The organism is Thermococcus sp. P6 (genome assembly GCF_002214525.1).
Taxonomy (GTDB): domain Archaea; phylum Methanobacteriota_B; class Thermococci; order Thermococcales; family Thermococcaceae; genus Thermococcus.
In genome coordinates this window covers 777255-799016 of the sequence record NZ_CP015104.1, presented here as the reverse complement: position 1 = coordinate 799016, position 21762 = coordinate 777255, and the positions used below count along the sequence as shown (strand labels likewise).

Sequence of the window (21762 nt, the reverse complement as noted above, 5' to 3'; positions counted from 1 at the left end):
GGAAAAGAGCCGCGGTTTAACTTAAAGGTTTAAGGTCTGGAGGTGAAACGGATGTCGGATTTCGGATTGCTGTCTCTGCTACCACCGCTGGTGGCCATTATACTGGCCATATGGACGAAGAGGGTTATACTGGCGCTGTTCTCCGGCGTATGGATTGGGGGAGTGATGGTCGCCGGCTGGAACCCGATTACGGGAACCACCCAGACCCTCGACTGGCTGGTGGCGAACGCCATAGACGACTGGAACGTCAAGATACTGCTCTTCGACTTCCTCATAGGTGCCGGCGTTGGATTGATATACAAATCCGGCGGGGCCATGGCCGTGGGTAAAGCCCTTACCGAGAGGGTAAGGAGCAGCCGCGGTGCTTCGCTGATGGGATGGCTCCTCGGCGTACTGGTATTCTTCGACGACTACACCAACACGATAATCGTGGGCAACACCATGAGGCCGATAACGGACAGGACGAGGGTTTCAAGGGAGATGCTCGCGTACATCGACGACTCAACGGCCGCCCCGGTTGCGGGTCTGGCTTTAGTTTCCACATGGATAGGCTACGAGGTTGGCCTTATCGGTGATGCCTTCAAGGACCTCAACGTTGATTACGGTGCCTACACCGCCTGGCTTCACAGCGTTCCCTTCAGGTTCTACTCGATATTCGCCATAATACTGGTGTTCCTCGTTGCCTACACCCACAGGCACTACGGACCGATGCTCAAGGCCGAGCTCCGCGCGAGGAAGGAGGGGAAGGTTCTCCGCGACGGTGCCAAGCCTCTCATGACCACGGAGATTGACCTCGGGATGCCCAAGGAAGATGGCAGCGTCCACATCTTCATCTGGCCGATACTGACGCTCGTATTCGTCACCCTCTACGGCATGTGGTACACCGGTGGTGGAGGCGAGGTTTACGCCACCGATGGGCTTATGGGAGTCCTTGGAAACTCTGATGCCGCCCTCGCCCTGCTCTGGGGAAGCTTTGCGATGGTTGTCCTGGCCTTCTTCCTGGTGCTGGCGATGAAGAAGATGACCGTGGAGGAGGCCGAAGACGCGATGGTTCGCGGAATGAAGCAGATGATAATCGCCAACACCATTCTGCTCCTCGCGTGGAGCATTAAGAGTGCCACGGATGCCGTTGGAACTGCACCCTACGTGGTTGACCTCGCCAAGAGTGCGGGTGTCGGCGGCGGCTGGGTGCCGCTCATAGTGTTCCTGATAGCAATGTTCATCTCCTTCACGACCGGAACGAGCTGGGGAACCTTCAGCATCATGCTGCCCATATCCATACCGCTCGCCTACGGCATCACGGGCAACGTCGGCCCGGAGGTCTTCGCCAGCATCGGTGCCGTCTTTGCCGGCGGTATCTTCGGAGACCACTGCTCACCGATAAGCGATACCACGATCATGAGCTCGATGTTCTCGGGAAGCGATCACATAGACCACGTGAGCACGCAGGTCCCCTATGCCCTGACAGCCGCGAGCGTTGGAATAGTGCTCTACATTCTCTTTGCCATCGGTCTCCGCAACTGGGCGGTCCTGCTCATACTCGGTCTGCTCCTTCTCTTAGGTGCCCACTACTTCCTGAGCGAGTGGTACGGGAAGAAGTACGGGGTTCCGCACGGGAAGGTGCCGATATACGTGGCCGAGGAGTGAGCCCTGTTTTTTCTCTTTTAATGGATTTTGTTCATAATTCACAGTTAAAAACTTAAGGTTATCAAAAGTTTTAAAATAGTGCTGGCCATCTTCCTTATGGCCCCGGCCCTTGAAGAACTCCATCCTGTGGGATCCACGATGATCCTCGTAATTGTTTATTTCATCACGTACAGGCTCGTATTGGGGTGATTCGGGTGAAGGTTATAGAGGTTGAGGGGTTGAAGAAACGTCTTGGTGGTAGGGAGGTCCTTGGGGGAGTTTCCTTTCACGTGGGGAAAGGGGAGATCTACGGCTTCCTCGGGCCCAACGGGGCCGGGAAGACCACGACGATAAGAACCATTCTCGGACTCCTGAGGAAAGACGGGGGAAGCGTGAGGCTGTTTGGAAAGGCACCCACGCGGGATGTTTTCAGACGCATCGGAGTGGTTTTTGAATACGAAACCCTGAATCCAGAGTGGACCGTTCTTGAAAACCTCAGGTTTGTTGCTTATGCTCAGGGGAGGGATATGGGCGAAGTTGAGGACTCCCTTGAGACCGTTGGGTTCCCGCGGGAGCACCGGGACAAAAAATTCAGGGAGCTTTCAAAAGGGATGAAGAGGAAGGTTTCCCTTGCATCGGCCCTCGTCCACGAGCCTGAACTTTTGATCCTCGATGAGCCGACGAGCGGGCTCGATCCCACCGCCCGGATCGAGGTCAGAAAACTTCTTCTGAAGCTGAGAGACGAGGGCAAGACGGTGTTCTTCTCATCCCACAACCTTCCCGAGGTCCAGAAAATAGCCGATAGGGCCGCCATAATCTCCAACGGCATCACGAAAGCTGAGTTCTCACTTCGGGATGTGGAGGACCTTGAGGCGGTGTACCTCAAACTTGTGGGGGGTTCACCATGAAAACGAGAAGGCTGTTGCTCCTTAACTTCCGCACCACCCTTAAGGAGTCCGCGATGGTTTTCGTCGTGATGGCCGCCCTTCTGTTCTACGGACTGTCCTCCTTCTCGGCGGGGTTCCCCGATCTGATATCACGGGACCTTGTTCAGGTTTATTTCCTCACGCTGATGATGATAACCGGTTACACCGTAACGGTATCCCTCTACTTCGCATCCTTTTTGAGGAGGAAGACCTCGAGGTTTTACCACCTGTACCTAATCCTGCCGGAAGAACCGCATCACCTCTTCCTCCTCGAGATGTTGCCAGCCCTCACGATGTCCCTCCTTCTGATGTGGGCGGTTGGGCTGGGGCTCTACGGCAAACTGCCGTCCGCTCCCGCCTCCTGGTTGCTCCTGCCCATGGTCGGTAGCGGGCTCTTCACGCTGGGCTTCGGCCTGCTCTCTTCGGCCCTCATGCTTCAGGTCTCCAACGTACGGGCCCTCAGCGCGGTCCTTTTCCTGCTTATTTTCGTGCTCGTGAGAATACCCCGCTACATAATTCAGGCCGCGGTTAAGGGGGAGCTTCCCCTCGATCTCACAACGGCGATTCTTACCGCCACCTCGTTTATCCTTGCCCTCGTCGGGTTCCTGGCCCTCAAGCGTGTGGATCCCGAAAGGGTTCTTCTGTCATCGTGAGGTTTTTAGGTTTTCTTTCCCAACCCTTCGGGGGTGATCCAATGCTGATCAAGGCGTTTGTTCCATCGCATATAACGGCGTTCTTCGTTCCAAGGTTTCATGAGGATCCCCTTAAAGCGGGCTCCCTCGGTGCGGGCTTGAACCTCGATAAGGGAACCACCGTTCTTCTGAACGTGGAGGAAGGCCCTGAGAGGCACGTCTATGTGGCCTTCAACGGCGAACCCGTGAAAAAAGAGGAGGCGAGGATAAGCTATTCCGTGGCGGAGGAACTGCTTCCCGGGGATTTCATGGGAGAGGTTGAGGTCTGGCAGTACTTCGATTTCCCGAACGGTTACGGCTTTGGCAACAGCGGTGCTGGAGCCCTTGGCACGGCTCTGGCGCTTTCGCATGCTTTTAAAAATAAAACAGTGCTCCAGGCCGCTCAAATAGCGCACAAACACGAGGTCCTTAACAAAGGAGGGCTGGGGGATGTTATAGCCCAGCTCGCCGGTGGAATCGAGGTCAGGATCAAGGAGGGTGCCCCCGGCGTTGGCGTTGCCGACAACCTCTTCTTCGATGACTACCGCGTCCTCGTGGTTCCTCTCGGGAGGCTCTCGACAAAGAAAATCCTCGATAGCGAGGTTGTCAGGGCCATAGAGCTTCATGGAAGGCCCGCACTGGAAAGGCTCCTCAGGGAGCCGACCCCTGAAAGGATGATGGCACTGGCGAGGGAGTTCGCCGAGAAGACGGGACTGCTCTCGGGTGAGCTTCTGGATATTGCGAGGGAGCTCGACGGAATACTGAGGAATCCAGCGTCGATGATAATGCTCGGAAGGGGCCTGTTCGCCCTCGTCCGGGACGATGAGGTGGAGAGGGCCAAGGTCCTGCTCTCGGATATGGACCTCCCCTACGACGTAACCGGAATCTACACCCGGAAGCCCGAGGTAGGGCGGTGGAGGGGCTAACCCTTTTATCCACTTTCCCCAAGTTATCCCGGTGGTGACCGTGAGGTATTCGGAGTTAAGCAATCTTTACACCCGCCTTGAAAAAACCACGCTGAAAACCCTGAAGACCCGCCTCGTGGCCGATTTCCTCAAAAGGACTCCCGATGAGCTTCTTGACGTAGTCCCTTACCTGATCCTCGGAAAGGTGTTCCCGGACTGGGACGAGCGCGAGCTCGGTATCGGTGAGAAGCTTCTCCTGAAGGCCGTCTCCATGGCCACGGGCGTTCCCGAGAGGGAGCTCGAGGGGGCAATCAGGAACACGGGGGACCTCGGCGAGAGCGTGGCCCTGGCACTGAAGAGAAAGAGGCAGAAGAGCTTCTTCTCACAGCCCCTGACGATAAAAAGGGTTTACGAGACGTTTGTTAAAATAGCGGAGGCTACGGGCGAGGGAAGTCAGGACAGGAAGCTGAAGTACCTCGTGAACCTCTTCATGGACGCCTCCCCGGAGGAGGGCAAGTACCTTACGAGAACGGTCCTCGGAACCATGAGGACGGGCGTCGCCGAGGGACTGATGAGGGACGCCATAGCCGAGGCCTTTGAGGTTTCTCCGGAGCTCGTGGAGAGGGCCTACATGCTCACGAGCGATTTTGGCTATGTGGCAAAGATCGCCAGGACTGAGGGGAACGAAGGCCTTTCTAAAGTGAAAATGCAGGTGGGGAAGCCGGTAAGGCCAATGCTGGCCCAGAACGCGGCCAGCGTGGAGGAAGCCCTTAAGGAAATGGGGGGAAAGGCCGCCTTTGAGATAAAGTACGACGGTGCGCGCGTTCAGGTCCACAGGGACGGCGAGAGGGTTCTCATCTATTCGAGGAGGCTCGAGAACGTGACGAAGTCCATCCCCGAGGTGGTGGAGGCCATAAGGGAGAGCGTCAGGGCCCGGAAGGTTATTATCGAGGGGGAGCTCGTTGCCGTCGGAGATGACGGAAGACCCCGCCCCTTCCAGTACGTTCTCCGGAGGTTCAGGAGGAAGTACAACATCGAGGAGATGATAGAGAAGATCCCCCTCGAGCTGAACCTCTTTGACGTGCTCTACGTCGACGGCGATACCCTCATAGACCTGCCCTTCTCCGAGCGCAGGAAGAGGCTTGAGGAAGCGGTTTCCGAAAGCGGGCGGATAAAACTGGCGAGACAGCTGGTTACGGACGACCCGGGTGAGGCTGAGGCGTTCTACAGGGAGGCCCTCGAGCTCGGCCACGAGGGTCTGATGGCCAAAAGGCTCGATTCGGTTTACGAACCCGGGAACAGGGGTAAGAAATGGCTCAAGATAAAGCCGACGATGGAGGATCTGGACCTCGTCATCGTTGGTGCGGAATGGGGGGAGGGGAGAAGGGCCCACCTCCTTGGATCGTTCCTCGTGGCCGCTTTTGACACCAACAGCGGTGAGTTCGTTCCGGTTGGAAAGGTGGGGAGCGGTTTCACGGACGAGGACCTCGCCGAGTTCACGAGAATGCTGAAACCCCTGATAGTCCGGGAGGAGGGCAAATACGTTGAGATAGAGCCCAGGGTGGTTATACAGGTCACCTATCAGGAGATACAGAAGAGTCCAAAATACAAAAGCGGTTTTGCCCTTCGTTTCCCGCGCTACGTCGCCCTGAGGGAGGACAAAAGCCCCGAGGAAGCGGACACCATAGAGCGCATAGCCCAGCTCTACAGACTGCAGGAGAGGTTCAAAGCGGGGAAGTAACTTCCCCGGTCTCTTCCACGGTCCTGCTGCGGACCAGTTCCGTGGCCTTCTTTACCATGAAGGGAAGGGGGATCAGGAACACCATAGAGAGCCCTGTAAGGACTTTCAAGGTGAGCTGGGAATAGCCGTCGACGAATGCCAGTGGTGGGAGGTCGTAGAGGGCGTGGGACGTTATTGAAAAGAGGATCCCCCCGAAGCGCTTCCATCCCGTCTCCCCGAGCAGGAAGCCGGCGCTTACGGCGGCCCATGCCGCGTGCAGTCCTACGAGGACCACTCTGGCGCCGAGGGAGTAGAGGGGAAGGTCAAGGGTGAGGATCGCTGGCGTGTAGAAAGCCCCCTCCAGTATTCCAACGAAGAATCCAGTTCCGGCCACGAGCTTCCACTTCTCCCCTTCGGGCAGAAACCTGAACATTCTCAGGGGTAAGAGCTTTACCGGCTCCTCTATTGTGCCGGCTGCGAAGGCCAGTAACACCCACTTCTCCATGGCCATAAAGGGGAGCTCGAGGAGTGACGCGAGGAAGATGGCCGCGAGCCCCGCGACAAAGGCCCGCCCCTTCCACGGGGTTTTGGGAAGTGAACGCCACCCTCTGAGGATGTACCAGATGGTCGGAAGGAGCACCACCGCTACCGCCGGGATCACGATAAGGCTGTAGTACTCGAGGAACTCCTCCGGTGTCATGTTCTTCCTTCAGGGTGGTTACCTTATTAACATTACCGCCACGTTTTTAAGTTCATCCGGTGTGCCCTCTCAGGGGAGGAAGATGGGCGAGTCCAGAGACAGGCTTATTGAGATGTTCTTTTCCGAAAAGGCCGTGCTCTTCGGCAGGTTCATCCTCACGTCCGGGAGTGAGAGCAACTACTACATAAACGTCAAGAAGCTCAGCACAAACCCCTCTGCCCTGAAGCTCATAGCGAAACTCATGGCCGGGGAAGTCCTGAAGGCGGGTATAAGCTTCGATCGAGTCGCTGGTCCCGAGCTCGGTGCCGTGCCTATAGCCACGGCGCTGGCCCTTGAAACCGGAAAACCCCTCGTCATAGTCAGGAAGAAGCCCAAGGAGCACGGCACCGGGAGGCAGATAGAGGGCGAGGTTAACCCGGGCGACAGGGTGCTCCTCGTTGAGGACGTTACGACAACGGGTGGGAGCGTTTTAAGGGCTGCCCGTGTTCTGGAGGATGCCGGGGCGGAGATAGTTGCGATAAGCGTTGTTGTGGACAGGGAGGAAGGGTCGGAGAACAATCTAAAGGGATACCGGTTCATCCCCCTCCTCAGGGTCTCCGAACTCCTGGCACGGAGGAACCCTGGGTAGCGAAAGGGCCCCTTTCCCCTCTTACCGGCGGATCATATGAGCTCCCCGATGGTCTTTGCCCTGGCCATTATGGCCGCTTTGTCCTGCCCGTAGAAGACCTCCACCAGACCGTCGGATTCAAGCCCTTTGAGGATTTTAAGAACGACGGGCATCGGGGTTTCGAGTTCCGCACTCAGAGCCTGAAGGGCCATGGCCCTTTTCTTGGTGGCAAGAACCTTATAGACGATATCCCTACTCCTGACGGACATCGGGGGCACCGTTGTTAATACGCCGATCATATAGATAAACCTTTCGCGGGCCGGCTTGACGAATCGGGGGCAGGTTTTATAAAGGCGATCCCTTTAAGAACGACCATGCGCGGTGTCGTTGAGGGGCTCGACAACGAGGGCCTTGGGATCGTGAGGCTTGGGAGGAGGGAAATCCACGTCCCGTTCACCGCTCCCGGGGATGTGGTAGAGGTAAAGCGGTGGAGAAGGAAGAAGAGAACCCTCGTGGCGACCGAGTTTGAGGTGGTGGAACCCTCTTCCACAAGAACCGAGCCGAAATGCCCCTACTTTGGAACCTGTGGGGGTTGCCTTCTCCAGCACGTTCCCTACGGGGAGCAGATAAGGTTCAAATCCGAAAAACTGCTGAAGATCCTCGGTTTTGAAGTTGACGTTATCCCCTCACCCCGGATATACGGGCACAGAAACCGCATCGATGTTGTCATTTCGACAGGAGGGATAGGGTTCAGAAGACGTGGCACGTGGTGGGATGTGGTGGACATAACCGGCTGTCCCGTCTTCGGAAGCTCGAGTGAAAGGGTCCTCCGCTCCCTGAGGGAGTTCATCGAGGACTTTAAGCTTTCCCTGTACGGGATACGCGAGAACGAGGGTTTTCTGAGGTACGTGGTTATCAGGGAGGGCAAGTTCACGGGGGAGCTGATGGTAAACCTCGTTACCTCCGAGGGGAGCCTTCCGGAGGAGTTTCCCGGGTACTTTGACTACGCCACCTCCGTTTACTGGAGCGTTAACAGAACCCCGAGCGACGTTTCCTACGGCGACGTGGAGAGGTTCTGGGGGTCCGAGTTCATACGCGAGAGGATAGGCGACGTTACCTACCTCATCCACCCGAACAGCTTCTTCCAGACGAACAGCTACGCCGCTGTGAGGCTGGTCGAGGAGGTGATCGAGCTGGCCGAGGGCGGGAGGGTGCTCGACCTCTATTCCGGTGTCGGAACCTTCGGGGTCTGGCTTGCAAAGAGGGGCTTCACCGTCGAGGGTATCGAGATGAACCCCTTCGCCGTGGAGATGGCCGTCAGAAACGCGGAACTGAACGGCGTTAAGGCCACCTTCAAAACCGGAAGGGACAGGGACGTTGAAAACCTTTCGAAATACGATACCGTGGTTGTGGATCCGCCGAGGGCCGGGTTGCACCCCAAACTCATAGGTAAGATCCTGAGGGATAAGCCCGAAAACCTCATCTACGTCTCGTGCAATCCTAAAACCCTCGCTGGCAACCTTGAGGAGCTTTCAAAGGCCTACGAGATAGAAAAGGCCATTGGACTGGACATGTTTCCCCACACGCCCCACGTCGAAACAGTTGTAAAACTTAAGCTTAGGGTTTAACCCCAAAACCAAAAGGTTCAAAAACTTAATATACATGGTCATTATAACTTGGTATGGAGGGATGGAAATGGTTGACGAAAGGGATAGGATCATAATCGAGATGCTGATCAAGGATGCCCGAACGCCCTTCACGGAGATAGCCAAGGTTCTGGGCATCAGCGAGACGGCGGTAAGGAAACGCGTTAAGGCCCTCGAGGAGGCCGGGGTCATAAAGCAGTACACGGTCGTGATCGACCAGTCGAAGCTCGGCTACAATCTGGTCAGCCTGACGGGTGTCGATACCCTCCCGGAAAAGATATTCGAAGTTGCCAACCGGCTTAAGGAGTTCGATTTCGTCAGGAGCGTCTACCTCACCAGTGGCGACCACATGATAATGGTCGAGATATGGGCCAGAGACGGGGAGGACCTTTCCGACATAATCTCCAACAGGATAGGCAGGATAGACGGTGTAACCCGGGTCTGCCCGGCGATAATCCTCGAGAGGCTGAAGTGATCCTTTTCTTTTTTACGACTTCTCCGTAAGGAATGAAGGTAGAGAAGAATTCTGGTGCGGTGGCCGGGATTCGAACCCGGGTTACCGGCTTGGGAGGCCGGTGTCCTGGACCAGGCTAGACTACCACCGCTCCGCCCAGCCCGTAATATAGGCCTCACCCCACTTTAAAAGTTTTTTCCTTCCTGCCAACGATGAGCCTCAGGATCCCGTGGTAGTGGCTTTCCGCGTGCTCGATTCTGAAGTACCTCTCCACGAGCCTGTGGGTCTCCCGCAGGGTGTTGTCGTTCAGAAGGAACCCGAGGAAAACGTCCAGAGGCTTCAGGAAAAGCCAGTTCAAAAGCCGGGAGTCGCTCTTCGTGTGCTCGAGGAAGATGGCCCTACCCCCGGGCTTGAGGACGCGGTAAAGCTCTTTCATGGCCCTCTCCGGGTTCGGTATGGTGCAGAAGACGAAGGGGCTAACGACGGTATCGAAGCTTTCATCGGGGAACTCGAGCCTTTCGGCGTCCATGACGTAGAATCTGGCGTTAAGACCGAGCTCCCGGGCCCTTTTTCTGGCCGCCTCCACCATCTCGGGAACGGCATCCACGGCGTGAAGCTCCACGTCAGGGGGGTAATAGGGAAGCATCAGACCCGTCCCAACGCCTATCTCGAGGACCTTTCCTGAAACGAAGCTGGTGGCTTTCCTCCTCAGCGGATCGAAGGCCCTCTCCAGCGGGCCGGCAATCCTCTCGTACCTCCATCCCAGTCGCGAGTACCTCTCCCTGAAGCCCATAAAGGGGGTTCCCCTTGGCATTTAAAATCCTACCCCTCCGGCAGACTTTTAAGGTTCCTCCTGAAATGGTGCCGGGTGGTGAGGGTGCCGTATCTGGTTATAGAGCATCTCGAGGAACTGAGCGAGTGGGTTCTGCTGGAGTACGAGCACGCGGCCAGATGGTGGGGCAACGGGCTCATCTTCACCAACGTGAGGCCCCATGAGAGGGAGAGGCTGGCAAAGATCGGAAGCGTTATCACGGAGAGCGTCACGAAGTTTCCCTTCGATAGGTCCAAACTCATAGTCCTCGATCCCTTCGGGGAGGAGGAGCTGAAACCGGAGGATATTGAGGACGACAGCATCATCGTCGTCGGGGGAATCCTCGGGGACCTTGAGTTCACGGGAAGAACGAAGAAGTTCATAACCGACAGGCTGAAGACTTCAAAGGTGAGGCACATAGGCAGCGTGCAGTTCTCCATAGACGGCTCGGCGATAGTTGCCAGACTCATAGCCGAGGGAATGCGCCTGGAGGAGCTGGAATACGAGGAGAACCCGACCATAAAACTCGACGAGTTCAGCGAGATAACGCTCCACTACGCCGTCCCAAAGCTCGACGGAAAGCTCCTACTCACTCCCGGGCTGATCGACCTGCAAAGGAAGGAGCTCGGTTTTGAAGAGGAGGACGTTAGCGACGAGGATCTGGACGATTTTTTCGGGGGAAGGGATGGAGTTTAACCCGTGCCCATTTTCCTCTCGATTTCCCGCCACACTTCCTTCCTGTCCTTCCTGTCCACGACCAGAAATACCTCCTGAACGCTTCCGTCGCTCTTGGCCACGAGCTTTAGGCCGGTCTTTGTCTCCCGCGTTACCTTTATCTCAAAGCCCCTCGAGTCGCTCGCGTATATCCTCCCGGGGATGACCTTTTTGACCCCCGGAATGGCCGCTATCTCCTCAAGCTTCTTCTCAAGCCCGTTGAGAAAGTGGTGTTCCCTCTTAACGCCTTTTTTGAAATGCCTGGGCATGAAAGGGGGTAGAGAAGAGGGTTTTTATGCCTTGCCCTTCTTCCTGACATACTGTTAGGATAACTTGGGTGTTACCTCTTGGAGCCATTCAGCAACATTACTATGTGGTCGACTCGAGAGCGCTAACAAAATTATACCAGAAAGCAAATAGAAAAACAAGCCTGTGAACCTTCTGGTAACAGTAACCTAGACTGCTAAATTTTGAACCTTTCAGTGTTGTGTGACTGATTTCCGGTATTCTTTCAGCTTGCCTGTAACTGAGGTCTCGCAAGTATAATTCTATTGCCCTGATTTTCTTTTCTACTGGGATTTTGTTTCCGCGAAAAGGTTTTAGGGCTGAAACCCCCCAGCAAATAATGGTTTCAGTCTTCATTTTCCCTCTTTTTCTGAAGTAATGTTAGAAACTTAAACCTAACGCCCTACTGCTTATCCTAACAGTATGTAGTAAAGGTTGAGACCGAAACACTGAAGGATCTGGATCAATTAATCACGGAAAGGATAAGGAAAATGACAGAGATACAGATGACATCAACCATGATAGCAATTTGAAGCGCCTTTTCTTTTCGGTATCTCTTTTTCTTCAGATTCGAAGCATTTTAAAAACGTTAAGTCTTTTCTTACATAAACTTCAATGCCCTCTTTTGAGTATGCGAGGATGTAATTCGCTATGGCTTTTCCAAATCGCCTTTTGAACTTTCTGCCATTGTACGTTTTCGTATCAAAGAGCAGTACATCCGCATCGGTAGACCCCAGATAAACATCGAGCCTACCCGCCAGTGGAGGATAGAACTCGGGCTGGGTGTAAATGGAGCAGTTCGAGTTTTTAAGCACGTTTATAATCTTCCATATCGTGGCGTCCCTTTCGTCAGGCCTATCGATGGTGTGTGCATAGACCACATACCTGTTCTGGAGGAGGGGGGATGATGTAATTGGATAAGTCGCCATGGACGTCAGGATACCCGCTATCAGAAGGGGGGTGAGTACGTCCTTTAGATCTCTGCCTTTAACCGTATCCACGGAGGCGATAAAGGATAGGGGGACTATCATGTAGGCGTAATGGAAACCTATCATCGTCTGGGTTCCTCTAACGGAGAGCAGGGACTCCGCCCATGGGAGTGCCAGGAGGACGGTGTTCTCTGGACGTAAAAGGGGGAGCAGGCCGAAGGTTAGGTTCACTACCATGAAGTACAGAAGCTTCCTCGAATCCAGTTTAAAACCATCGTAGAGTCCTGCGTATATGTAGCCCCCTGTTCTGAAGTGGGGAATGAAGAGTTTTATCCCCAGAAAAAGCCAGACGAGGGAAAGGAGGGCTATCCCAATGAGCATTCTATTTTTCTCGAGCCTTTCTTTTATGGTCCCGGTAGAGCGCAGGATTTCGTATGCCGCCAGGCTCAGAACTCCGAGGGCGGTGTCCTCCTTTACCGAGAGAAGGAGGAGGGAAATGAGCAAAAAGCCAAGCTTTCTGCCGCGGCGCCACATTATAACCCCCAGAAGGAGCAGGGGTACCGCCAGTGAAACCGGGTGAAACTCGAAGATCCCTATGCCGAGGAGGGATGAGTTGAGCGCATAGAGAACGGTAAGTGCAAGGGCTCTCTCCTCACCCACCTCGTTCTCCGCCAGTTCAAAGGCAAGGTATATCGAAGATGCCAGTGCGAGAGACTGAACGGTGAGGAGAGTCTTCGGGGAGGGAAAGAGAGCGTAGAGGGGCAGGAGCAGGAAGAGAATCGGCTGGTTGTGGGCCCCAAAGTGGGAGGTAACGCCGTGCCACTGATATTCGACGGTGTTGTAAAAGAAGCGTCCTTTGAGGGTGCTCGCAAGGGACTGGGTGAATATTCCCAGATCCAGACTCCGGTACCCGAACGAATCATAACGTTCCAGGCAGAGCCACGTTAACACCACAAAATAGGCTGAGGATATAACAATCGTTGTTAATTTATAAACGGACAACTCTGGAATATTGTGTTTCATGCATTAATAGTAAAACAATGAGAATTTAAAAAAGTTGCGCTTGACTTTTATGTGTTATAGAAAAATAATGTGTTGTCCTTATTAGGTGTCAAAATACTTTGTAGAATTTTCAATATGAATTATTGACTTTAAATTATAATTTTATAAATTTCAGATCTAAAAAACTCATTAAAAATAAGCGTAAAGAATATAAAGATATCTGCGCTATTACAAATACAGGTGGTATCATGAAGCGCGGGATATTGCTCGGGGCCCTCCTCCTTGGAGGACTGCTGGTCGGCCTTGTGTATGCAGGGGGCAATAGTGCATCCGCCCGGAGCTGTTGGACCCCATGGGACCACAACACTGACGTCAGGGAGTGGAGCGACAACGAATGGGTCTGGGCTGGCATACATGGTCAGGTCCTCGTCTGTGATGGCAGGTTCCAGCAGGTCCTAACCGACACCGTCCACGGAGTGTACACTGCAAAGGGAATGAAGCAATGGTATGGGGGTGTTGTAAAGCGTTCTCAGCGATCGTATGCCTACGTGAGGTACATAAGGTACAATGGTGACCAGGGCACTGCTTTCGCTGACATCCCTCACCTCTTTGGATAAAAACTAAGGGGGGAAAGACGTGAAAAGATCCTTTGCCTTTTTTATTCTCTTCCTCATCGTCTTCACAGGTTCTGTGGGGGCATCCCTTCCAGACTGGTTCAGGGAGGGGGTTTACGTAAAATACGCGATGAAGATGGTTGATAATCCCAGAAAAGACGAGGTAAACATCTTCATGATATGGCCGAGACTCCTTCCGAAGGACACCTATGGGACGCTCAGAAAAGCCTACGAGTCTGACACCCTCAAAATCGATAATCGTTCCATGATATCCCTCTTCGTTAGGGGAGACTCTTACCTCACCTTTGAGGTTCTTAATCTCACCAACGAAACCGCTTTCATCCGGGTTACACTTGAGCTGAACAATGTTAGCACGGATTCTCTGAATAACATTCCCCGTCTTGTTATCTCAAAGGTTCTCCGCCTCAATCTGAGCGATATGATGTATTATGAAAGTGACGGCACCCCCATAGGGGCCCCCGCATTCTTCATAGACCCGGCTCATCCTCCAAAAAAAGGTGATTATATCCTCACGCCGGCTTTTCTGAAAAAGTATGAATTGCTTTCGGATGACATAGTCGTTACCAACGTCTCATTCACCTGGAACGAGGATAAAATCCTCCACACGTATTACAGGGATTTTATCCCTCCCTATCTGTTCGTTGATAGTGAGGGGGCGTACCTCATCCATGACCTGAACACGGGAGAGGGTCACGTACTCATGGCGGGACGCGTCTACGAGCTTGATACCGGCCTCCTCATAACGACGGGGTTTTATGATGTCGGCGCCGAAATCACAAGTCTGGGTGTGATAGGGGCAGTCGCCCTCGACAGGGTAAACAGCCGAAAGTTACATAAGCTCATCGAGGAGGGGAAGGCCGATAAGGAGTGGTGGGCTGTGGGTTTTAACCTCTATGACACGAACGTAAAGCTTCCTGAGTATGGGTGTGGTCGCTCGCCCTCAACGCCGGTTAAATACTTCTTCGCACTCTCACTTGCCATCCTTATCCTGACTTTCCTCTGGAAGAGATGGAGGTGGAAAAATGAATAAGAAAGCGCTTTTCATAGTTTTTCTGCTGGTTGGATTGTTCATTCCCCAAGCATATCCGATCGGGGAAAGTCATGAAAAACCCGGTTACCTGTTCGTTGATGCACCCGCCGGCCTCGTGGCGGACATAAGAGGGGTGGGCTCCTACATCACCCCCGTCGGTCTCGCCCTCCCCCCCGGGAACTACACCCTGCGGATAGGGGGGAACGTCACGGTTGTTGCGAAAGTGTCCATGACATCTGAAACCGTCATTCACGTGAACCCCGGGGCCATTGAGGATGCCGTTTCGGGGGATGGAATCGTTTCGATACGGGCCATCTTAAACGAGAGTGCCAACTACAGCAGGGAGAGGCTTAACCCTCCCTTTAACCCCCTTCAGGAAATACCTGGCTGCGGTTTCGGAGATCTTTATATAAACATCCCCAAACCGGTCCCCATGGGTCTTGTGGAGAGGGGACCGATGGATGTGTACCTTATTCCAAACGGGACGTTTTTGCATCTTGGTGATTCAAAAGGGCAGCCCTGCATTGAGTACGTTAGGGTTAACGCCATATCAACGCATATGGAAAGCGTTAGCAACGCCACCTACGTTGTTCCGTGGGCGCGGCTGGAAATAAATTCCGTTCCCGGGAATCTAACATTCTACGTCAACGGGGGCCACAACAGATACATCTTCTACACTCCGATGGGCCTCTACGTTCCAGCAATTCTACGGGATGTCCATAACGCCACTGCCGTGGCTTTCGGGGGAAAAACCATAAGGGTCCCCTTGATCCGCAGACTCGATGCCCATTGGGTTGGAGTAGCAAGGGATCACTACCTCGTCGAAAGCCTCGTGAAGGTTACCCCAAACGGGACGTACCGCATCAACGTGAACATGGATAAAGTGGAGCTCGCGCTGAGGATCGAGAGAAAGCCCCTGAAGGTTTTACCCCTTAAAGTGGATTCCAGACCGGAAAACGCCTCGATTGTGGTTACCAACGGCGTCCTTAGGGCTTTCTCCACCACCCCGGCAACGTTCTTTCTGCCCCCCGGGAACTACACTGTCATAGCATCAAAGGGTAACCTCTCGGCCTGTGAATCTGTAGTCATGGGTAACGCCTCAAACCTTCTCCTGAAGCTTCACCCAGCAAGCGCGACCCTCGAGATAGTAACCCATCCGGACAACGCAACGGTGCTCCTGAACGGCAAGGAAGTAGAAGTTAGAAACCTCACGCTCAGCCCCGGGCGATACAACATTACCCTGAAAGCCCCGGGTTATCTCAATAGGAGCATGGAGGTAATCCTGGCCCCTAACGAATCCAGGAAAATAGAGATTGAGCTTGAGGAGGAGCCCGCGATGGTCGTGGTCATACACCCCTCCAACGATACCGGCGAGATAGTATCCAACGGGAGCAATGCTTCCGTGGACACCCGGATCCCCATTGATACTCAAACTTCCCCGGCCACTCCCGGCAGCGCCACCCGGGGTTCTCAGAACGGTTCCCTCTGGATCAAGATGGCTCTCCTTGCGGGGAATCGTGGGTGTGTTTTATCTGATGCTGAGGGCCGGGAGGTGAGATGATGAGGAGCCATGTAAAATGGGAGCTTGAGGATCCCTACAACATCGCCGTCTTCATGTTCGGCTTTATCATGCTCGGCATCACCTTCTTCTCCCGCCTGACAGCCAGCGCCGTGGAATTCATGGTCTCCGGGCCCGACCAAGTTGTAGCGGTCAGTTCCACCAACACCCTGGGCATGATCCTCCCGAGGCTGGGCACCGAGGGCTACAGCATATTCGCCCTCACCGGAGCCCTTCTCGTCGCCCTGATGCTCCGATACGACAGGGACACGGGGGTTGCCAAAAGTGTTTACAGCCTGCCCGTTAGGAACCACTTGGTGGTCCTCTCCAAGTGGTTCTCGGCCATAACACTCCTCTTCCTCGCCGCGACTCTGTCGGCCTTCTTAGCCTTTATCTACGTTTACGGGGACGTTCCGGGTTTGATTAAGAGGGCTTTACTCGACGAGGGCTTCCTTGCGGGTTACCTCATCTACTGGGCGATGATGGTGTTCTACGTGCTGTCCCTGTCAGCCCTGGTGGCGATACTCCTTCCGAACACATTCGCCGCCCTTCTGGGAAGCATCACGCTCCTTTACCTACCCCTTGTCCTGAAACTTAGAAGCCTTCCACCGGCGGTAATTGACGACGCGTTCTTCAAGGCCTACACAACCCACTTCTCCCCGGGCGATAGGATAGCGGCTTTCATCAACGGCTCCTTTTACATGGGGCTTCTGCTCCCAGTGGTGATGCTTGGAGCGGCTCTCCTGCTCAGCGAGTGGAGGGATGTCTCATGAGACTCCTGAAGGCAATACTTCTTTCCACGGTCATCCTTACCATCCTCGTTTTCCCCGTGGAGAAGAACGCCCTGTCACAGCCGATTGCCAAGGTTGTCGTTGTGGGGCAGGGATTCGTCGTTCCATCAACCGGAATAGCCATACTGAGCTCCAACGGGAATGATGGGACGGAATACACCGTCAGGGTCTTCGATCCCGAAGCTAGGAGAGCGCTTCTTGAGAAAAACGTTAGCGGTAACTTCAGAGGCAGGGTTTTACTGGGACATTCCGGACCTTATTACTTCTCGGTTCGGATGATGATGCCAGTGACGCTGGCTGTAAGGGTCATCGACAGGCATCCCTCCGTGAAGCTTCTCAACCTGAGGTACGGACTGGGAGGACTGAGCGCCCTCCTGCTGGCCTTCGTCCTGCTGATGGAGGGGAGGAGGAGATGATAACCGCAAGGAAACTCACAAAGCGGTTCGGCAAGCTGGTTGCCCTGAATTCGGTGGACCTTGAAATTGGCGATGGGCTAACCCTCATTCTCGGTCCCAATGGTGGCGGAAAGAGCACCTTCCTTAACCTCTGCGCCGGCCTGTACCGGCCGAGCGAGGGAGAAATAAAAGTGTTTGGAGAAAACCCGTGGAGCAACGATAGGCTGAGGAGAAGGATGGGCTTCTCCTTTGATCCTCCCGCCCTGCCAAAGCACAGAACGGCCAGGGAATGGCTTGGATACCTTGCAGAGGTTAAGGGGCTGGATGAAGACGAGATCCTGAGGGCGGCGGAGCTCTTCTCCGCTGCTGGATACCTTGACAGGAAGATGGGGGAGTACTCAGCAGGCATGCTCAAGAGGGTCAGTCTCGCCCAAGCGTTCCTCGGGAAACCAAGGCTGGTGCTCCTGGACGAGCCTCTGGCAAACCTCGACCTCTCGGGGATCTGCGAAGTGGCAAAGATCATAGGCGAGCAAGCGGAGAGGGGAACCAACATGCTCGTGGTCTCCCACATCTGGCGACCGCTGGTTGAATTTGCAGATAGACTGGTGGTCATAGCCGCTGGGAGGGTGGCGCTAACCGGAACCCCTGAGGAGGTGATCCCTCAGATCGAGGGGATCTAACTCTCGACCCCGTCAACAACTCGGAAGAAGAATTCATGGATAAAAGCTCCTAAGGCCTTGAAAAAGCGAACTGTGGAGGCACAGGGCCCTAAGCTTAAGCTTTTTTTCTAACTTTTACCGCAACGCCCCTCTTTGCCCTCATCATCTCCTCGCCGTTGAGGACGGCCCTGCCGACGCCTACGACCTTTTCGTCCCTCACAACGCCCACGATGTCACCAGGCCTTATCCTCTCGTCGGCCTCCTCAACGCCCACCGCAAACACGTCACCGCGAAGTTCGAAGTCAATCCTCACGTAGTAAGCTTTGAGCCTTTCGTATATCCTCTCCATTCCAAAGGGGGTGACGCTTATCACGCCCTCCCTAAAGGTTCCGGTCTGTTTCCCATTCACGAAGAGGCGGAGCATCTTTGAGCCCTTTACCTGCCCCTCATCCGGAAGGATGGCCTTTCCGGCTCCCGGGCCAAAGTAGAAGTCAAACACCTTCCTCAGGTTCTCGAAGTGGCGGTACCTCCTATCCTCCCCGCTCCCCTCGAGCTCGAAGTTCCCCAGCGTCTCCCTGAGGGACTCAAGGCTCTCCCCGCTGGTGGTTCCGTTCCTGACTTCCGTGAAGATTATCTCCCTCCCGGCAATATCGCCCGCTCTCCGGGCTATTTCAACGTACGCCTCATCGAGGTGTGCAACAACGGGCAGATCGGGATACTTTTCGAGAGTCCTTGCTAAAAGCTCCGCCGCGGAGTTTATCTCCTCCTCGCTCCAGTGGCCTGTAACCACGATATCGTATCTGGCCAGCCACTCCCACTCCCTCGGGACCACGCCGAAGGGTGAGGTCAGGATAAGCTCGTGCACCCTGCTCGCTCCCGGGCCGAGGGCTTCCTTAATGGCCTTCCGGTAAAGGATGTGGGAGCGTGAGGAGGAGTAGGGCTTTTTGGCGGAGCACGGCAGCAGGAGGACCAGTTCCGTGTTCTCCGGCGGTTCGAACCTCTCCAGAACCCTCTCATGCCACCTCCTTACCTCGGGCCTTCTGACGGAGGCGTCGCTTATGAAATAGATCGTCTCCGTTTGAATTGGGGTGTACTTCTCGAGGTAATCGGGGTTTTCAACGTCCGCTATTCTCAATATGCCCGCGTGGTACTGGGTTGAGAAGTAGTTCTCAACGAGATAGCGGAGTTTCCCCTCTTTCAGGGATTTTCTTATCAGGAGGATCGTCTCACGGGCGAAGTCGAGGGAGTTACCGCCCTCCCCCCAGACTACGGGGGCGTATGGGTTGAAGCCCTTCCCCTCGAAGTCGTACAACCTGAGGGAGCGGGTGTCGAAGGCGTCAACGCCGAGGTAAACCGCCAGCGGATAGAAAAAGGGCTCCAGATCGGTTATTATCATGGTGTTCGGAAACCTCTCCCGGAGCTCCCTGAGGGTCTTCACAAAGTAGCGGTATTCCCTGACGAGGATCTTCGAGTTGCCGAGGTAGATGGCGTCGAAGTTATTGGCCTCTATTATCTCGAAGAGCTCCTTCAGGTATTCCGTTCTCCTCAGGGCTGGAAAGTAGAAGGCGTTAAAATCCCTGTAGTTCACACCCCGGAGTCTCTCCAGGGCCTTCTCTATGACCTCTCCCGGTGTGTAGAAGCCAAGGGGTATGGAAGGGGCGAGGTTGAAGTCGTAATCACCGGGTTCGGAGGGATGGAAGAAGGAGTTGAACCGGGACAGAGTGAAGTCTACCCCGGCCAGGGCGGGGGTTGAGAACGTGCGCTCCCCGATCCTTACGAGGCCCAGCCTCCCGGGCCCCTCGTGCCTGATAACTTCCATGGGGAGACCTCAGACGAGGTTGTACCTCTGGAGGAGGAGCAGCTCATCCAGCGTAAGCTTTTCACCGCGCTTGAACTTCTCGAGGGCTTCAACGGCCTTCTCGAAGCTGCCGCCTTTCTGGGAGCGCATTCTGGCAACGAGCTGGTAGGCTATGAGCTCCTTGTGCCTGTTGTTGTAATCCTCTATCTTCCTCTCAACTTCCCTGAGTTCCTTTCTGATACCCCTCAGTTTCTCGTAGAGTTCGACGACCTTGGCGTGGTACTCGTCCGCCTCCTTCTTGACCTCGTCGGCTCCCTTGAAGGCCTTTATCATCTGTTCGTGGAACTGCTGGCTCTGGTTGGCAAGCTTCCGGATCTCCATGTTTATGCCCCTTCTGGCCTTCTTGAGCTGGTCTATCTTCTTCCTCGTCTCCACTAGTTTGTTGTGGAACTTCTGGGCCTGCTGGATTATCTCAAGTTCCGTGGCCAGAACCTGAATCTGATCGACTATCTGCTTCTCCCTATCGGGCTTTATCGTCGGGTTGGTCTGAAGCTCCCATTCCAGCTTCTCTATCCTTTCCTTTATCTTATCCGCGGGGATCTTGAGGCGCCTGAGCTGGTTGTACTCGTCCCTCTTCGTCCTGTATTCGAGTATCTCCTGGTAGAGAAGGTCGAGCTTGGCGTTTATCTCCTCGCGGTTCTTCTTGAGCTCCTGTATCTGCCTGTTTATCCCGTCCCTCTTGTCCCTGTATTCACGTCCCTTCTGGCGCAGCTCCTTGACCTCGTTGTTCTTTTCATTCCTCCTCTGGGTCCAGATTTGAAGCTCCTTCTCCACCTCCTCCAGTTTGGCCCTTATCTCGTTTCTCTCCTTTTCAAGGGCCTCCAGCTCCCTTTTGATCCTCTTAATTTCCTCTGGATCTACCTTAACCTGCATCTCTCTTCCCCTTCCCTATTTTTAGAACAGCATCCTGCTTGACCATCTGAACTGGAAAGGTGGGGACTAAATAAAAACTTTTTGGCTTAATCCATGATGAAAAGAAGGGATAATCAAACCTCAGGGGCTCTTGCCCCTTCCGGCGTAGGGTACGAACTCGATCGTCTCCCTCTGCTTTATCGGTTGCCTGTAGAGATCCATGAGGGAGTAGACCTCGGTGGGAACGTCCGTACTCACGGGGAGACCGAGCTCAAGGGCGTGTTCATAGGTTATCGGGTAATCGTGGGTCCACCGTCCTTCGGTTAGGGTTCTGGCCAGTTCCCGGCCCTTTTCGTCCCCATATCTATCCTTCAGGAGGTTGTAAATGAAATCCCGGACCTGTGCTATTGCCTTTTCAGCCACATCCGCCAGTATAAGCGTTTCGTCGTCCACCTTGTCAACTCCTTTCCTCTCGACGGCCTTCACTATGCTCGGCGCCGGATACTTGTCGAGTTGCGGGTCCACCGGCCCCAAGACAGCGTGGGGGTCCATTATTATTTTGTCCGCCGCCAGGGCTATCAGCGTCCCACCGCTCATGGCGTAGTGGGGAACTATGACCCGGGTTTCGGCGGGATGATCGTGGAGGGCTTTGGCTATCTGTGTGGCCGCTAAAACGAGCCCGCCCGGTGTGTGTATTATGAGATCTATCGGTTTATCCTTGGGTGCCGATCGGATCGCCCTCAAAACCTCCTCGCTGTCCTCGATGCTTATGAACTTGTAGAAGGGTATACCGAAAAGACCTATCTTCTCCTGTCTGTGGATCATGGTTACTACCGTTGATCCGCGCTTTTCCGAGAGCCTTCTCAGGAGTCTCATTCTGGCGGCCTGCAGTCCCCTGTACTGCATCTGTGGCCACAGCAGGATGTAGATGAAGAGGAGCATCCACAGCAACGAACCGAAAAACCCTTCGTAGGCCATGTTATCACCA

23 protein-coding genes, 1 tRNA gene and 2 pseudogenes are annotated in these 21762 nt (G+C 54.5%); 16 read left to right on the top strand and 10 right to left on the bottom strand.

The genetic code is table 11. The features are described 5' to 3' along the window. The first annotated feature begins 51 nt into the window (after positions 1 to 51). From A3L12_RS04285 to A3L12_RS04265, 5 genes are all read left to right on the top strand, one after another. Complete coding sequence (locus tag A3L12_RS04285) at positions 52 to 1647, top strand: Na+/H+ antiporter NhaC family protein (protein WP_088882465.1); 1596 nt, start codon at positions 52 to 54, stop codon at positions 1645 to 1647. A 194-nt stretch (positions 1648 to 1841) separates the two neighbouring features. Further along, positions 1842 to 2534: an ABC transporter ATP-binding protein gene (locus A3L12_RS04280; protein WP_157726697.1), complete on the top strand. Its 693-nt coding sequence runs from the start codon at positions 1842 to 1844 to the stop codon at positions 2532 to 2534. Beyond that, positions 2531 to 3205: a hypothetical protein gene (locus A3L12_RS04275; RefSeq protein ID WP_088882463.1), complete on the top strand. Its 675-nt coding sequence runs from the start codon at positions 2531 to 2533 to the stop codon at positions 3203 to 3205. Before A3L12_RS04280 ends, A3L12_RS04275 begins: the two co-directional genes overlap by 4 nt. Before the next feature lie 41 nt (positions 3206 to 3246). Then, a complete protein-coding gene (locus tag A3L12_RS04270; protein ID WP_088882462.1) occupies positions 3247 to 4149 on the top strand; it encodes a pantoate kinase in 903 nt (300 codons plus the stop codon). A gap of 40 nt (positions 4150 to 4189) precedes the next feature. Then, entirely contained in the window at positions 4190 to 5869 is a 1680-nt protein-coding gene (locus A3L12_RS04265) for an ATP-dependent DNA ligase (RefSeq protein WP_088882461.1), read from the top strand. On the opposite strand, the gene A3L12_RS04260 is transcribed toward A3L12_RS04265, so the two are convergent. Continuing rightward, positions 5853 to 6548, bottom strand: a complete 696-nt coding sequence (locus A3L12_RS04260) for a hypothetical protein (protein ID WP_088882460.1) — start codon at positions 6546 to 6548, stop codon at positions 5853 to 5855. The two genes, A3L12_RS04265 and A3L12_RS04260, sit on opposite strands and share 17 nt — an antisense overlap. A gap of 82 nt (positions 6549 to 6630) precedes the next feature. Here A3L12_RS04260 and pyrE point away from each other — a divergent pair, with 82 nt between their 5' ends. Beyond that, positions 6631 to 7176: an orotate phosphoribosyltransferase gene (gene pyrE, locus A3L12_RS04255; protein WP_088882459.1), complete on the top strand. Its 546-nt coding sequence runs from the start codon at positions 6631 to 6633 to the stop codon at positions 7174 to 7176. A gap of 32 nt (positions 7177 to 7208) precedes the next feature. Here the strand turns inward: pyrE and A3L12_RS04250 are convergent, their stop codons facing one another. Further along, on the bottom strand, positions 7209 to 7424 hold the full coding sequence (locus tag A3L12_RS04250) for an Rrf2 family transcriptional regulator (protein WP_088882458.1): 216 nt from the start codon (positions 7422 to 7424) through the stop codon (positions 7209 to 7211). Between the two features lie 105 nt (positions 7425 to 7529). Between A3L12_RS04250 and rlmD the strand changes: the two genes are divergently transcribed. Both rlmD and lrpA read left to right on the top strand, forming a co-directional pair. Continuing rightward, positions 7530 to 8783 carry a 23S rRNA (uracil(1939)-C(5))-methyltransferase RlmD gene (gene rlmD, locus A3L12_RS04245; protein ID WP_088882457.1) on the top strand — a complete coding sequence of 418 codons (1254 nt, stop codon included), beginning with the start codon at positions 7530 to 7532 and terminating at the stop codon, positions 8781 to 8783. A 67-nt stretch (positions 8784 to 8850) separates the two neighbouring features. Continuing rightward, on the top strand, positions 8851 to 9276 hold the full coding sequence (lrpA, locus tag A3L12_RS04240; protein ID WP_088882456.1) for an HTH-type transcriptional regulator LrpA: 426 nt from the start codon (positions 8851 to 8853) through the stop codon (positions 9274 to 9276). A 52-nt stretch (positions 9277 to 9328) separates the two neighbouring features. On the opposite strand, the gene A3L12_RS04235 is transcribed toward lrpA, so the two are convergent. After that, a tRNA-Gly gene (locus A3L12_RS04235) sits at positions 9329 to 9406 on the bottom strand. A 24-nt stretch (positions 9407 to 9430) separates the two neighbouring features. Beyond that, positions 9431 to 10048: a class I SAM-dependent methyltransferase gene (locus tag A3L12_RS04230; RefSeq protein WP_088883214.1), complete on the bottom strand. Its 618-nt coding sequence runs from the start codon at positions 10046 to 10048 to the stop codon at positions 9431 to 9433. A gap of 84 nt (positions 10049 to 10132) precedes the next feature. Between A3L12_RS04230 and A3L12_RS04225 the strand changes: the two genes are divergently transcribed. Then, a complete protein-coding gene (locus A3L12_RS04225; RefSeq protein WP_088882455.1) occupies positions 10133 to 10762 on the top strand; it encodes a hypothetical protein in 630 nt (209 codons plus the stop codon). On the opposite strand, the gene A3L12_RS04220 is transcribed toward A3L12_RS04225, so the two are convergent. Both A3L12_RS04220 and A3L12_RS04215 read right to left on the bottom strand, forming a co-directional pair. Beyond that, entirely contained in the window at positions 10759 to 11049 is a 291-nt protein-coding gene (locus A3L12_RS04220) for a DUF2103 domain-containing protein (RefSeq protein ID WP_088882454.1), read from the bottom strand. The two genes, A3L12_RS04225 and A3L12_RS04220, sit on opposite strands and share 4 nt — an antisense overlap. 211 nt (positions 11050 to 11260) lie before the next feature. Continuing rightward, positions 11261 to 11422 (bottom strand): annotated as a pseudogene (locus tag A3L12_RS04215) (IS6 family transposase); the annotation flags it as partial. A gap of 68 nt (positions 11423 to 11490) precedes the next feature. On the opposite strand from A3L12_RS04215, the pseudogene A3L12_RS04210 reads away from it, so the two are divergent. Next, a pseudogene (locus A3L12_RS04210) lies at positions 11491 to 11598 on the top strand (Lrp/AsnC ligand binding domain-containing protein); the annotation flags it as partial. Here the strand turns inward: A3L12_RS04210 and A3L12_RS04205 are convergent. After that, positions 11578 to 12945 (bottom strand): DUF2079 domain-containing protein, encoded by a 1368-nt coding sequence (locus A3L12_RS04205; RefSeq protein WP_157726696.1) that lies wholly within the window; start codon positions 12943 to 12945, stop codon positions 11578 to 11580. The pseudogene A3L12_RS04210 and the gene A3L12_RS04205 overlap by 21 nt on opposite strands. A gap of 299 nt (positions 12946 to 13244) precedes the next feature. On the opposite strand from A3L12_RS04205, the gene A3L12_RS04200 reads away from it, so the two are divergent. Genes A3L12_RS04200 through A3L12_RS04175 form a run of 6 tightly spaced genes read left to right on the top strand, consistent with a single transcriptional unit; the run spans position 13245 to position 18085 of the window. Continuing rightward, positions 13245 to 13613, top strand: coding sequence for a hypothetical protein (locus A3L12_RS04200; protein ID WP_088882452.1), 369 nt, complete (start codon positions 13245 to 13247; stop codon positions 13611 to 13613). A 19-nt stretch (positions 13614 to 13632) separates the two neighbouring features. Then, positions 13633 to 14661, top strand: coding sequence for a hypothetical protein (locus A3L12_RS04195; RefSeq protein ID WP_088882451.1), 1029 nt, complete (start codon positions 13633 to 13635; stop codon positions 14659 to 14661). Further along, entirely contained in the window at positions 14654 to 16222 is a 1569-nt protein-coding gene (locus tag A3L12_RS04190; RefSeq protein WP_232462862.1) for a PEGA domain-containing protein, read from the top strand. The genes A3L12_RS04195 and A3L12_RS04190 overlap by 8 nt, the downstream gene beginning before the upstream one ends. Further along, positions 16222 to 16992 carry an ABC transporter permease gene (locus tag A3L12_RS04185; RefSeq protein ID WP_088883213.1) on the top strand — a complete coding sequence of 257 codons (771 nt, stop codon included), beginning with the start codon at positions 16222 to 16224 and terminating at the stop codon, positions 16990 to 16992. Before A3L12_RS04190 ends, A3L12_RS04185 begins: the two co-directional genes overlap by 1 nt. Beyond that, positions 16989 to 17426 (top strand): hypothetical protein, encoded by a 438-nt coding sequence (locus tag A3L12_RS04180; RefSeq protein ID WP_088882450.1) that lies wholly within the window; start codon positions 16989 to 16991, stop codon positions 17424 to 17426. The genes A3L12_RS04185 and A3L12_RS04180 overlap by 4 nt, the downstream gene beginning before the upstream one ends. Beyond that, on the top strand, positions 17423 to 18085 hold the full coding sequence (locus A3L12_RS04175; RefSeq protein WP_088882449.1) for an ABC transporter ATP-binding protein: 663 nt from the start codon (positions 17423 to 17425) through the stop codon (positions 18083 to 18085). Before A3L12_RS04180 ends, A3L12_RS04175 begins: the two co-directional genes overlap by 4 nt. 94 nt (positions 18086 to 18179) lie before the next feature. Here the strand turns inward: A3L12_RS04175 and arcS are convergent, their stop codons facing one another. The 3 genes from arcS to A3L12_RS04160 form a co-directional block, all read right to left on the bottom strand. Beyond that, on the bottom strand, positions 18180 to 19883 hold the full coding sequence (gene arcS, locus A3L12_RS04170) for an archaeosine synthase subunit alpha (RefSeq protein ID WP_088882448.1): 1704 nt from the start codon (positions 19881 to 19883) through the stop codon (positions 18180 to 18182). A 9-nt stretch (positions 19884 to 19892) separates the two neighbouring features. After that, the gene (locus tag A3L12_RS04165; protein ID WP_088882447.1) at positions 19893 to 20795 is read right to left on the bottom strand and encodes a coiled-coil protein; all 903 of its coding nucleotides are present in this window, start codon (positions 20793 to 20795) and stop codon (positions 19893 to 19895) included. A gap of 120 nt (positions 20796 to 20915) precedes the next feature. Next, positions 20916 to 21752 carry an ATP-dependent Clp protease proteolytic subunit gene (locus A3L12_RS04160; RefSeq protein WP_088882446.1) on the bottom strand — a complete coding sequence of 279 codons (837 nt, stop codon included), beginning with the start codon at positions 21750 to 21752 and terminating at the stop codon, positions 20916 to 20918. Between the last annotated feature and the right edge of the window lie 10 nt (positions 21753 to 21762).